At 34.7% G+C, this 12,680-nt stretch carries 11 protein-coding genes; 4 read left to right on the top strand and 7 right to left on the bottom strand.

What is annotated here, in order from left to right; genetic code table 11:
- Nucleotides 1-7 precede the first annotated feature (7 nt).
- Both QV06_RS06715 and tdeA read left to right on the top strand, forming a co-directional pair.
- Nucleotides 8-1,945: a MacB family efflux pump subunit gene (locus QV06_RS06715; protein WP_065237468.1), complete on the top strand. Its 1,938-nt coding sequence runs from the start codon at nucleotides 8-10 to the stop codon at nucleotides 1,943-1,945.
- Between the two features lie 116 nt (nucleotides 1,946-2,061).
- Nucleotides 2,062-3,432: a toxin/drug exporter TdeA gene (gene tdeA / locus QV06_RS06720; RefSeq protein ID WP_065237469.1), complete on the top strand. Its 1,371-nt coding sequence runs from the start codon at nucleotides 2,062-2,064 to the stop codon at nucleotides 3,430-3,432.
- Between the two features lie 106 nt (nucleotides 3,433-3,538).
- Here tdeA and cspD read toward each other — a convergent pair whose 3' ends face one another.
- Nucleotides 3,539-3,748 (bottom strand): cold shock domain-containing protein CspD, encoded by a 210-nt coding sequence (gene cspD / locus QV06_RS06725; protein ID WP_065237470.1) that lies wholly within the window; start codon nucleotides 3,746-3,748, stop codon nucleotides 3,539-3,541.
- A gap of 266 nt (nucleotides 3,749-4,014) precedes the next feature.
- Here cspD and sbcB point away from each other — a divergent pair, with 266 nt between their 5' ends.
- Together sbcB and QV06_RS06735 are read left to right on the top strand one after the other, a co-directional pair.
- Entirely contained in the window at nucleotides 4,015-5,433 is a 1,419-nt protein-coding gene (sbcB, locus tag QV06_RS06730) for an exodeoxyribonuclease I (RefSeq protein WP_065237471.1), read from the top strand.
- Between the two features lie 171 nt (nucleotides 5,434-5,604).
- The gene (locus QV06_RS06735) at nucleotides 5,605-7,806 is read left to right on the top strand and encodes an NADP-dependent isocitrate dehydrogenase (protein WP_065237472.1); all 2,202 of its coding nucleotides are present in this window, start codon (nucleotides 5,605-5,607) and stop codon (nucleotides 7,804-7,806) included.
- 80 nt (nucleotides 7,807-7,886) lie between these two features.
- On the opposite strand, the gene QV06_RS06740 is transcribed toward QV06_RS06735, so the two are convergent.
- The 6 genes from QV06_RS06740 to QV06_RS06765 form a co-directional block, all read right to left on the bottom strand.
- Nucleotides 7,887-8,327 (bottom strand): NfeD family protein, encoded by a 441-nt coding sequence (locus QV06_RS06740; RefSeq protein WP_065237576.1) that lies wholly within the window; start codon nucleotides 8,325-8,327, stop codon nucleotides 7,887-7,889.
- The gene (locus QV06_RS06745; RefSeq protein ID WP_065237473.1) at nucleotides 8,327-9,253 is read right to left on the bottom strand and encodes an SPFH domain-containing protein; all 927 of its coding nucleotides are present in this window, start codon (nucleotides 9,251-9,253) and stop codon (nucleotides 8,327-8,329) included. Before QV06_RS06745 ends, QV06_RS06740 begins: the two co-directional genes overlap by 1 nt.
- A gap of 516 nt (nucleotides 9,254-9,769) precedes the next feature.
- Complete coding sequence (brnQ, locus tag QV06_RS06750; protein WP_065237474.1) at nucleotides 9,770-11,074, bottom strand: branched-chain amino acid transport system II carrier protein; 1,305 nt, start codon at nucleotides 11,072-11,074, stop codon at nucleotides 9,770-9,772.
- 350 nt (nucleotides 11,075-11,424) lie between these two features.
- Nucleotides 11,425-12,030, bottom strand: a complete 606-nt coding sequence (locus tag QV06_RS06755; protein WP_065237475.1) for a hypothetical protein — start codon at nucleotides 12,028-12,030, stop codon at nucleotides 11,425-11,427.
- A 40-nt stretch (nucleotides 12,031-12,070) separates the two neighbouring features.
- Complete coding sequence (locus tag QV06_RS06760) at nucleotides 12,071-12,286, bottom strand: hypothetical protein (RefSeq protein ID WP_065237476.1); 216 nt, start codon at nucleotides 12,284-12,286, stop codon at nucleotides 12,071-12,073.
- Nucleotides 12,287-12,348: 62 nt separating this feature from the next.
- Nucleotides 12,349-12,633, bottom strand: a complete 285-nt coding sequence (locus tag QV06_RS06765; RefSeq protein ID WP_065237477.1) for a hypothetical protein — start codon at nucleotides 12,631-12,633, stop codon at nucleotides 12,349-12,351.
- Nucleotides 12,634-12,680 lie beyond the last annotated feature (47 nt).

Raw genomic sequence — 12,680 nt, forward strand, 5'->3', positions numbered from 1 at the left:
GGTTTTTATGCAAAATATTATTGAAATCAAAAACCTCAATAAATTTTTTGGCGAGGGAGAAAACCGAGTTCATATTCTAAAAAACATTCACCTTGATATTCAGCAAGGTGATTTTATTGCGATTATTGGGACATCTGGATCTGGTAAATCTACTTTAATGAACATTATTGGTTGTTTAGATACACCTACGAGTGGTTCATACAAAATTACTGAACAAGAAACCGCTACACTAACAGCAGATCAGCTCTCGGAATTACGCCAACAGCGTTTTGGTTTTATCTTTCAACGCTACAATTTATTACCTACATTAAATGCTCAAGAAAATGTGGCATTACCCGCCGTTTATACAGGGATGGCAAAAGAGGAAAGATTAGCTCGAGCTGCACAATTACTCGATAAATTAGGTCTAGCCAATAAAATGGAAAATAAGCCCAATCAACTATCTGGTGGGCAACAACAACGAGTCAGCATTGCTCGAGCACTAATGAATGGTGGTGATATTATTCTCGCTGATGAACCAACTGGCGCATTAGACTCGAAAAGTGGTGAAATGGTAATGCAAATTTTGCAACAACTTCACCAAGAAGGGCACACCATTATTTTAGTTACTCATGATCCTAATATCGCCAAATTTGCCAGCCGGATCATTGAAATTAAAGATGGGGAAATTATCCAAGATCACCGTAACAATCATAATCTGCAACATAGACCAATTAGTCAGGCAAATAATCATACTGGTTTTGCTTTTTATCGTGATCAATTTATTGAAGCACTTAATATGTCGATTAAAGCGATTATCGCTCATAAATTGCGCTCTTTATTAACAATGCTTGGAATCATTATCGGAATAACTTCAGTTGTATGTGTGGTTGCCTTAGGTAATGGTTCACAACAAAAAGTCTTACAAAATATCAATTCGCTTGGCACTAATACGATGGATATCTTCAATGGTACTGGTTTTGGTGATCGACGAGCGGAAAGTATGCAAAATCTTACTGTTGCTGATAGTGAAATGTTGATGAAACAGCCTTATATTGAAAGCGTAACGCCAAATAGTTCGGTAAGTGGGACATTGACTTATCGCAATAGTGCATTCACCGCTCAAGTGCGAGGTGTTAGTGAACAATATTTTAATGTAAAAGGGATTCAATCTGCACTTGGAAGCCTATTTACCGCTCAAGATGTGAAATTAAATCAATCTGTTGCGGTAATTGATCAAAATACCCAACGCCGAATATTTAAAGATAATAATCCGCTTGGGCAAATTATTATGATCAATAAAAAGCCATTAAAAATTATTGGTGTGGTCAATACTTCTAATGTCATGGGCATTAATAGTGAAAATTTAAATATTTGGATTCCTTATACTACTGCAATGAATAAAATCTCAGGTGAGAAAAAAATCAGTTCAATTACAGTAAAAGTATCCGAAGGCATTACTACGGCAGCAGCCGAAAAAAATGTAACAGCCCTGCTATTAAGTCGTCATGGCAAAAAAGACTTTTTTATTTTAAATACAGATACGATTAAACAAACCATAAAAAGTACCACCAATACAATGAAATTGTTAATCTCTTCGATTGCGTTAATTTCATTAATTGTCGGTGGGATTGGGGTGATGAATATTATGTTGGTATCAGTGACAGAAAGAACCAAAGAAATTGGTGTCAGAATGGCAATCGGTGCCAAACAGCATAATATCTTACAGCAATTTCTCATCGAAGCGGTATTAGTCTGTTTAGTCGGAGGCATTATTGGTATCTGTTTATCTGGCATAATTGGTGTATTATTTAATCAATTTATGACCGATTTTACGATGCTATTTTCTACATTCTCGATTGTTGTCGCAGTACTCTGTTCAACCTTAATTGGGATTATTTTTGGTTATGTTCCTGCACAAAATGCAGCCAAACTGAACCCAATTACAGCGTTATCTCAAGAGTAAATTACCTTATATTAGGAATAATTTCAGATGTGATTACTGGTCGAAAATGGGGAAAATTGCTATAATTTTTATAACATTTTTATCTATTTTCTAAGGATATATTTTTAAGGATAACTATGAAGAAGTTTAATAAAATTACTGCGGCATTACTTTTATCCACTATTCTAGTTGGCTGTGCCAATATTGATGATTCATTTAATGCAAGCCAACAAAATTTTGAACAATATATTTCTGCTACTTCACAATTTAATGTTAATGAAGAGTGGTGGAAATTATATAACGATCCTCAACTCAACCGGTTAATCGATCTTGCATTAAAAAATAATCTTGATTTAGCAAAAAGTGCTGTTGCCGTCAATGTTGCTTTATACAAAGCAAATTTATTGGGTGCAAATTTAGTACCAACATTTAGTGGCGGCAGTGAATCCTCAGCCAGTAAGAATATTAAACAAGGGGGTAATTCAACTGTTGTACATACTGGTCAAATTGGTATTAGTTATACGCTTGATCTCTGGCGTAAACTCGCTGATTCAGCTGATGCCACAGAATGGGAACATAAAGCAACCGTTGAAGATCTCGCCGCCGCTCGTTTAGCCTTAATTAATAGTGTGATTGACACCTATTATAGTCTTGCTTATTTAAATGATGCGATTAAAGCCACAGAAGAATCTGTAAATTATTACAATCAGATCAATACGGTGGTGCAAAATAAACAACGTTTCGGAGTCATTGATCAATTAAGTAGTGCTCAAGCAATGCAAGCTGTATTAACAGCGCGCAACACACTTCTTGATTTACAAGCACAACAAAAAACTGCACAACAAACATTGCACAACTTATTAAATCTAAAACCGAATGAACCACTCAATTTAGCTTTGCCAACCTTATTGAAAGTAAAATTGCCTGGGGTAAATTTAAACGTTCCGGTTGAAGTTATTGCAAATCGTCCTAATGTTCGTGCCGCTCAATATCGCTTACAAAGTACCTTTAAAGATGCTAAAGCAATGCAAAAGAGTTGGTTCCCAACCATTAGTTTAGCTGGCACACTACAAGCGAGTGGTACTAAGCTAAATAATGTCAGTGATAACCCAATGGGAGTAGGTACGTTAGGAATTACTCTACCATTCCTCTCTTGGCAAACTGTTAAATGGAACGTTAAAATTTCTGAAGCAACTTATGAAGCATCTCGTTTAAGTTTTGAACAAAGTATTACTACTGCATTAAATGAAATTGATGCTCTCTATTTTGCTTATCAACAATCACAACGTAGTTATGACAATCTATTAAATAAATACAACTACGATAAGAGAATTAGTCAATATTATCGTGATCGTTATAATGCAGGCGTTTCAGAATTAAAAGATTGGTTATCCGCAGCGAATACCGAAAAAGCCTCTGAAATCTCTATTTTAAATCAAAAATATAATTTGATTAAAAATGAAACTGCGGTTTATCAAGCAATGGCAGGTTATTACAATAAAAAATAAGATCAATGCCTAAAACTAAAAAAGATACACTACCCCAGTGTATCTTTTTTATTGGCTAATTTTGTTCATTCAAACAAAATTAATACAGAAAGTAATTGCGATATAATTATTCAACAATTGGCACAATTTTTATTGCGTGTGAGCCTTTGTCGCCATGGACAGCTTCAAACTGTACTTTTTGTCCTGCTTTTAATGAACGATAACCATCCATTTCGATCACAGAATAATGTGCGAAAATATCGCCTTGTTGACCTTCAGCAGAAATAAAACCGAACCCTTTTGCATTGTTAAACCACTTAACTACACCGATTTCCATAATAACCTCGAATAATGGATTTTTTAACTTAATTAAAAATATACAACGGCAGGATCGCCTTGTACTGGCTACATATTTATCCAAGTTAACAGATAAATCAAATAGCTAATGTTTAAAATTAGCGGGAGATCACAGAAATTTAGTAAATTTGTTTAAAAACAGTCTTATTTCTGGCAAATTAACCTCAAATTTGAGGTTTTATCCTCAGTTATCATTCTCTATAATCATGATGTAATTTTTTTGTATTTTTAAATTCAATCCAAAATATGACTGATTTCTCATTTTTTATTTATGACTACGAAAGTTTTGGCGTAGACCCTGCCCGAGATCGCCCCGCTCAATTTGCTGGTATCCGTACTGATCAAGATTTTAATATTATTGGTGACCCCATTATTCTTTATTGTAAACAGACCGATGATTATCTACCGCACCCTGCGGCGGTGGTATTAACTGGAATCACGCCACAGCTTTGTAATCAACAAGGTGTTAGCGAACCTGAATTTGCCGAAAAAATCCTTGCAGAGTTTAGCCAACCCAATACGTGTATTATGGGATATAACAATATCCGTTTTGATGATGAAATGACACGTTATACTTTTTATCGTAATTTTATTGATCCTTATGAATACAGTTATAGTCACGGCAATTCACGTTGGGATTTACTTGATCTCGTCCGAGCAACTTATGCTTTACGCCCAGATGGGATTAACTGGGTCTATGATGACGAAGGGATGCCTAGCTTTCGCTTAGAATTATTAACTAAAGCGAATGGGATTGAACATAGCCATGCGCATGATGCCATGTCCGATGTTTATGCCACGATTGAAATGGCAAAATTAATCAAGCAAAAACAACCAAAACTTTTCGATTACTTTTTTAAAAATCGAGGTAAAAAAGAGTTAGAACAGCTTGTTGATTACATTAATATGACACCATTAGTTCATGTATCGGGTATGTTAGGTAATTATCGTGGCAACACCAGCTGGATGGTACCATTAGCACCACACCCGACTAATAAAAATGCAGTTATCTTTTGTGATCTTGCGAGCGATCTGAGCGACTTATTAACGCTTGATGCAGAAACATTAAAGCAGAATCTTTATACGAAGAAAACAGAGTTAGAACAGCTAGGTAAAAAAGCGGTTCCATTAAAATTAGTACATCTTAATAAATGTCCAATTTTAGCCCCTGCAAAAACGTTATTACCTGAAACTGCTACGCGACTCGGTATTGATCGCCAACTTTGTCTAGACAATCTCGCTAAATTAAAAGAAAGACCTGATATTCGTGAAAAAGTACATCAGATCTATCTCGATGAATATTCTAATCAATATGACGATGTTGAAACTGCACTTTATACAGGATTTTATCCTTATTCAGATAAAAACAATTTGGCAATTTTACGTACCTTACCTGCAGAAAAATTAGCTGACCATAGTTTAAGTTTTCAAGATGCCCGTATTCCCGAATTGCTTTTTCACTATCGAGCAAGACATTTTTATAAAACCCTTTCTCGAGCTGAGCAGGTGAAATGGCAAAAATATTGTCGCACCAAATTGGAACAATATAGTGAAAACTTTATTGCTGAATTAGAAAAGCTTTCCGCTGAATATGCTAATGATGAAAACAAATTAACTTTGCTAAAAAATCTTTATGATTATGGTTTAAAGTTGATGATGAAATGATAAGATAGACAGCAATTTAGCAAATACATATAAATTTTTTAACGTTTTATTAAAATTTATTAAGCAAACTGGAATAACTTATTTCAGTAGGAATAGCCTTAAATATTCTAATGAATATTAAGTCAATAATAAACAACACATACTTATTAATAGTTAATCAGAGAGGTGATTATGAGTAAAATTATCTATACCTACACAGATGAAGCTCCCGCTTTAGCCACCCTATCTTTCCTACCCATTATTGAAAAATTCGTAAAACCGGCAAATATTGAGATGGTTGTTAGTGATATTTCATTAGCTGGACGTATTGTGGCGAATTTCCCTGACTATTTACAGGAAAATCAACGTGTAGAAGATGCTCTTGCTCAATTAGGCGAACTTGTGACTAAACCAGAAGCTAATGTTATTAAATTACCAAATATCAGTGCATCTATCCCTCAATTAAAAGCAGCTATTGCTGAATTACAAGCTCATGGTTATGCTGTACCAAATTATCCTGATTCACCTGCTACTGAAGAAGAACAAGAAATTCGTGCGCGTTATGACAAAATTAAAGGGAGTGCAGTAAACCCTGTATTGCGTGAAGGTAACTCTGACAGACGTGCACCAAAAGCAGTTAAAAATTATGCTAAACAGTTTCCTCATAGTATGGGAGCTTGGGCTGCCGATTCAAAAACACACGTTGCTACTATGAGTTCTGGTGATTTCTATCATAATGAACAATCAGTAACGCTCGATCAAGCTGGCGAAATTCGTGTTGTATTAGAAGATAAACAAGGTAAACAAACTGTATTAAAAACCTTAAAAGGACAAGCAGGTGAAATTCTTGACGCTACTATGATGAGCAAAAAAGCATTACTTGCTTTCTTAACTAAAGAGATTGCAGATGCAAAAGCGCAAGGTGTGCTATTTTCCTTACATATGAAAGCCACTATGATGAAAGTTTCTGATCCCATCATTTTTGGTCACGCTGTAAAAGCCTTTTTAGCACCTGTATTTGAAAAATATGGTGCATTACTTGATCAAGTGGGCGTTAATGTTAATAACGGTTTAGGTAATTTAATCGCTAACTTAGATAAGCTCCCTGCTGAAGTACGCAGTGCCGTAGATCAAGCGTTAGCGGATGGTCCTGCTCTTGCAATGGTTGATTCAGATAAAGGGATCACCAATCTTCATGTACCAAGTGATGTAATTATTGATGCCTCCATGCCAGCGATGATTCGTAGCTCTGGCAAAATGTGGAATGCTCAAGGTCAATTACAAGACACCAAAGCAGTCATTCCTGATAGTAGTTACGCTGGCGTCTATGCACAAACTATTGCATTCTGTAAACAACATGGTGCATTTGATCCAAAAACAATGGGTAGTGTACCTAATGTTGGCTTAATGGCACAAAAAGCAGAAGAGTATGGTTCACATGATAAGACTTTTGAAATTGCTACTGATGGTGTGGTGAAAGTTTTAGATCAAAATGATCACGTTCTAATGCAGCATACTGTTGAAGCTGGCGATATTTGGCGTATGTGTCAAACTAAAGATGCCCCAGTAACTGACTGGGTGAAACTTGCTGTAAAACGTGCACAGCTTTCTGATACTCCAGCTGTTTTCTGGCTTGATAAGAATCGTGCTCACGATCGTGAAGTCTTGAAAAAAGTTAAAAAAGCCCTTGCAGCGATTGATACTAGCAAAGTGGAATTACATATTCTTTCTCCAGTAGAAGCTACCCAACTTTCACTTGAACGTGCAAAAGCGGGTAAAGATACTATTTCAGTAACAGGTAATGTATTACGTGATTATCTCACTGACTTATTCCCTATTTTAGAATTGGGAACCAGTGCAAAAATGTTGTCTATTGTGCCATTAATGAACGGCGGTGGTATGTTTGAAACAGGTGCTGGTGGCTCAGCACCGAAACACGTACAACAATTCTTACAAGAAAACCACCTACGTTGGGATTCTTTAGGTGAGTTCTTAGCCTTAGCTGTTTCGCTTGAACATTTGGCACAACGTGAAGGCAATCAACGTGCTCAAATTATTGCAGATGCTCTTGATGTTGCGACTGAAAAATTATTATTGAATGGCAAATCACCTGCTCGCAAAGTCAAACAAATTGATAATCGTGGTAGTCACTATTACCTCGCTTGTTATTGGGCAGAAGCACTTAGCCAACAACAAAAAGATAGTGAACTTGCACAGCAATTTAAACCTTTAGCTGCTGCCTTAGCCGAAAATGAACAAGCTATTATGGCAGAGTTAGATGATGCACAAGGCCATGCTGTTGATATGGGTGGTTACTATCATCCAAATCCAGAACTTGCACAAAAAGCAATGCGTCCAAGTGCAACATTAAACGCCTTAATTGATAACTTCTAATTAGATCTTTATCAACAAACAACCCCCGATAAGTTATTCACCTATCGGGGTTCTTTTTATATGGAGATATTGGTTAATATCTATAATTTTCTAACTAATAATGTAATACCACGTACAGAAACCACTTCCACTTGATCATTAAGCTGCAAATCACTTCCTTCTACACGCCAAGTTGTATCGCCAAATGCAGCGCGAGCAGTATTATTACCTAAAATTGCAGTCACTCGACCTTGTTGACCTAGCATTGCTAAACCACGTTGATTTAATGTTGTTGAATCATCATGTTGATTTTTAGACGCCTGGTAACGCCACCAAACAACGCTCGCAATAATGGCAATCACCGCAAATAAAACTACACTAACAACCAGTGAGAGTGGAACAAAATAGGTTATTGCAGCAATAATTAATCCAGCAATTCCCCACCATAAAAAGAAAATACCGGGAACGATGATTTCTAAAATTAATAAGAGAAATGCCAACACTAGCCAGTGTACTACGCCCCAGTCAGCAAACCACGCCATCATTTTTTCAACCCTGTTTGTTTCAAGAGTTCGCTAATTCCCGCAATAGATCCCATTAAATTACTCGCTTCTAATGGCATCATCACTACTTTGCTATTTTCTGCTTGTCCAATTTGTTGTAATGCTTCTGTGTATTTTTGTGCAATAAAGTAATTAATCGCTTGTGTATTACCTGCTGCAATCGCATCAGAAACCATTTGCGTTGCTTTCGCTTCTGCTTCTGCTTCACGTTCTCTCGCTTCTGCACGCAAGAAGGCTTCTTGTCTTTCCCCCTCTGCTTGTAAAATACGAGATTGTTTTTCCCCTTCAGCCCGTAAAATTGCAGCTTGACGAATTCCTTCTGCCTCCAATACTTCCGCACGTTTATTCCGTTCTGCTTTCATTTGTGCATTCATCGAATCAATCAACTCTTTTGGCGGACGCACATCTCGGATTTCAATACGGGTCACTTTTACACCCCAAGGATTCGTTGCTTCATCAACAATCGCCAATAAACGACTATTAATAGAATCACGTTGAGAAAGCATTTCATCTAACTCCATTGAACCTAATACCGTACGAATATTGGTTAAGGTTAAATTGATAATCGCTTGTTCTAGATGATTTACCTCATAAGCAGCATTACGTGCATCAATTACTTGCACAAAACAGACCGCATCAATAGACACATTTGCATTATCTTTAGAAATCACTTCTTGAGAGGGAATATCTAATACTTGCTCCATCATATTGATTTTGCGTCCAACACGATCAATAAAAGGCACAATAATGTTCAAACCAGGTGTTAAAGTACGGGTATAACGCCCGAAACGTTCTATTGTCCAGTGATATCCTTGTGGCACAGTTTTTACTGCCGAAAATAAGGATACAATCACCAGAATAATAAAAAACAGTGTCCCAATTGGAAAACTATCTAAATAAATCATAATAACCTCTTGTTTCTGTTGATAATTATTTCATCATCGCACATTATGCCAATAAGTCAAAAGATTGATATAAAAAATGCTAGCGATATAACAAAAATTTATTTTCAGATATAAAAAACAAGAGCATCGGACTGCTGATAATCCTAAATTTAAGATGTGTAGTTGTACCACTACAATTCCTCTCTTCAGACTTGAAGAGGGGCTAGGGGAGATGCAAAGATGCCATCTCCTCCTCACTCCTCTTCAATAAATGAAGAGAAGCGATCACTCAGCATTTGAATCATATTCAGTACATTTTGGTAGAAATGAATAGCTCAAAATAATAGTCAATTTTGATTGGCTAAAATACAAACACCAATTAACCAAAACTCTCAAATTAACCCGGCCAAAATGATAAAGGCTTACTAACAAAAATGCTCAATACAGACTAGCTAAAATGATAAAGGCTGATTAAACAAAATTTAGGTTTATCAGCAATCAGGCGACCTAAATTACTTTAGGTCATCTTTATTATCATTACGCTTTTTTACCGCTTAACTTACCAACAATAATTGTCAGGATTAACATCACTAACACAGGAATCAACCAAGTTAAGCCTTCTTGATAGAATGGAAAGCGTTTTAAAATCGCCTCAACACTTTCTGGTAAAATTCCCATATTTTTTAAGCTATCACATAAACTAAACAGTGTAGTTAAAGCAATAGTCGCATTGTAACTCCAGCTAATTACTGGTAATTTCTTACGTAACAACTGTAATACTACCAACATAATAGCAACTGGATAGATCAACAATAATGCTGGAATTGTAACTCTTAATAAGGTATCTAATCCAGTTTCTGAAATAATAATGGTTGCAATAGTAAATAAAATCACAAAGAACGGGTAATTTAAGCGGTGATGAAAACGTGAAAAATAATCCGCACATGCACTGGTTACGCCAACTAATGTGGTTAAATTCGCTAACATCACAATACCACTCATAATCCATAATCCTGGCGTACCAAACAACGCATTGATATAACGAGAGAAGATTTGCCCTCCATTAGTTGAAGTGGCTGCAACCATATCACCTGTTGCCCCTAAATAGAACAAGCAAAGATATAGCCCACTTAACAAAATCACTGACGTTATTCCAGCTATTAAGGTGTAACGTGCTATCGTTCTCGCTTCTGTTACGTTATTTACAGCAAAAGCACGGGCGACAATACCTCCAAATGCCATTGCAGATAACACATCCATTGTTTGATAACCGCCAATCATACCAGTTACTAATGCAGAACCTTCCGCATAATTACTTGATGGGGCGACAATAGCAGAAATTGGATTATAAATTACCCCAATTCCAACAATGATTAATAACACCAGTAAAATTGGTGCCATAAATTTTCCAATGGTTGAGATCATTGAGCTACGCTTCAACATAAATCCCATACCAATTAAATTGAAAATTACAGCAAAGATAATATGTGAATATTCACCGCTATAAATATTCAATGGCAACCACGCCATTTCATATGCCACGTTAGTTACACGCGGCATAGCAAACGTTGAACCAATAATTAGATATAAAATCGACCAGAACGTTACTCCTACCCAAGGTGGTAAGTCAGTTGATAAGGCTTCCCCTCGACCGCGTACAGTTACCACAATCAAAGTGATAAATGGCATAAATACACCAGTAAGAATAAAACCTAGCGCAGCCCATAACCAATTTGTACCCGCATGATATCCTTCCATTGGTGGAAAGATAATATTTCCCGCTCCAAGAAACAGTGAAAAAATCATCATGCCTAAAATCAAAATGTCTTTTCTTGATAACATTATTTTTTCCTACACTGTAATATTTTTAAGGGCGGAAAGTTTATCTAGATTAAGAGCTAATTAGAAGAAAAAAATGCTACTTTTTACGTTTTTCCCGATTAAATTAGATGAAATCTAATATTTCTCATTATTTTTAGTGATTATTAGATCCCTTTCATTTTTTATTCAACGCTAGCCTTATTACTAACAATTTAGATTTGTTCAAAGATTAGGCAAAAACCTCTTTTTTGTAAAAAGTTGTTCAAACCATAGATAAGATAGATAACATTCTCTTCTTACATAATCAGGATCTTGAGAAACCTTTTCGTGATTGCTATCTTCTGAATATTCCGTTTAGATATTTTTATAACTCAAAGCTCTCTCTGATTTACGTCACCAATCTCTTGTTCAAGTTTATTAAGTTCGTGCTTATATCTTTCTCGATACTTTTTATCAAAAAAGTATCTCACTATTAAACAAAATATAATTGCTGCGTCAGAAAGAAGATATGTAAAAAATAAAGTCATAGAAGATAAATACCATACTCCAAACAGACTAAAAGAAAATATTGCTTTATTCATTACTTCTCTTCTTGTTATTTCTTCACTATTTTCTACATTATAAAAAATCTCATCCAAATTGTATAATGCTAAACCAAAGAAAATAATAGATAATAATAAAAATCCAAATAACAAAAATAAAAAAAATTTTATTTTACTGTTATAATTAACTCTTTTTACAAAATAAGTAAAAAAACCAAATTTTTTCCAAACAATAAAAAAATATAAAAAAAGAAAAAATGTATCTATAGCGATTAAACTATAACGATAAATTTCAATTAGAATATCTTTACTAATTTCCCTATTCACAAAAATTAGATTAAAAATTACCGACCAGACTCCCCCTAACAAAACTGTTAACAAAAGAAACTTATTAGAAAGTCGTCTATTTTCTTTATTCATTTTAGATAATGGCATACAAATCACCTGATCAAGTAGTTTATATTCTATTCAAACTTTAGTTTTCTTTAACAATATTATCTAAAAATATTTTATATCTTTCTCGATACTTTTTATCAAAAAAGTATCTAACTATTAACATAGCCAAAATTAATGAATCAGCAATAAGCCATGTAAAAAGTAAATTTAGATGTGTCAAATACCATATACCAGGAAAAGTCAAAGAAAATGTTAAATTACTCAATCTTTCTGATCTTGTTACTCCTTCTTTCACAGTATTATATAACTCCTCTATATCATAGATTACAGAGTATGAAAGGATAGATAAAAATACTGCTAAAGAAAAAAATATTTTACCTTATTATCATAATGAATTCTTTTAACAAAAAAATCTAAGAAACCACACTTCTTCCAGACAAAAATAAAATAAAACAAAGAAAACAACACACTCATAATTATTAAACTATAGCGTTGTATTTCCACTAAAACTTCTTTAGATAAATTTCCATCTAAAAAAAGAAATTTAAATATCAAAGCCCAAGCTCCTCCTAATAAAATGGTTAAAATAAACCATTTACCTGTAAATTTTCTAGTTTTTTTATTCAATTCAGAGACAATCATACAAATTCCATAATCAAGTAGTTTATATTTTATTCAAATTCTCTTTT

This window comes from Gallibacterium genomosp. 3, assembly GCF_001678475.1.
In the GTDB taxonomy this organism is placed as follows: domain Bacteria; phylum Pseudomonadota; class Gammaproteobacteria; order Enterobacterales; family Pasteurellaceae; genus Gallibacterium; species Gallibacterium faecale.

Coding starts and splice junctions, on each gene's coding strand:
- QV06_RS06715 (WP_065237468.1), top strand. CDS start 8: ATGCAAAATATTATTGAAATCAAAAACCTCAATAAATTTTTTGGCGAG.
- tdeA (WP_065237469.1), top strand. CDS start 2,062: ATGAAGAAGTTTAATAAAATTACTGCGGCATTACTTTTATCCACTATT.
- cspD (WP_065237470.1), bottom strand. CDS start 3,748: ATGGAAATCGGTGTAGTTAAGTGGTTTAACAATGCAAAAGGGTTCGGT.
- sbcB (WP_065237471.1), top strand. CDS start 4,015: ATGACTGATTTCTCATTTTTTATTTATGACTACGAAAGTTTTGGCGTA.
- QV06_RS06735 (WP_065237472.1), top strand. CDS start 5,605: ATGAGTAAAATTATCTATACCTACACAGATGAAGCTCCCGCTTTAGCC.
- QV06_RS06740 (WP_065237576.1), bottom strand. CDS start 8,327: ATGGCGTGGTTTGCTGACTGGGGCGTAGTACACTGGCTAGTGTTGGCA.
- QV06_RS06745 (WP_065237473.1), bottom strand. CDS start 9,253: ATGATTTATTTAGATAGTTTTCCAATTGGGACACTGTTTTTTATTATT.
- brnQ (WP_065237474.1), bottom strand. CDS start 11,074: ATGTTATCAAGAAAAGACATTTTGATTTTAGGCATGATGATTTTTTCA.
- QV06_RS06755 (WP_065237475.1), bottom strand. CDS start 12,030: ATGCCATTATCTAAAATGAATAAAGAAAATAGACGACTTTCTAATAAG.
- QV06_RS06765 (WP_065237477.1), bottom strand. CDS start 12,633: ATGATTGTCTCTGAATTGAATAAAAAAACTAGAAAATTTACAGGTAAA.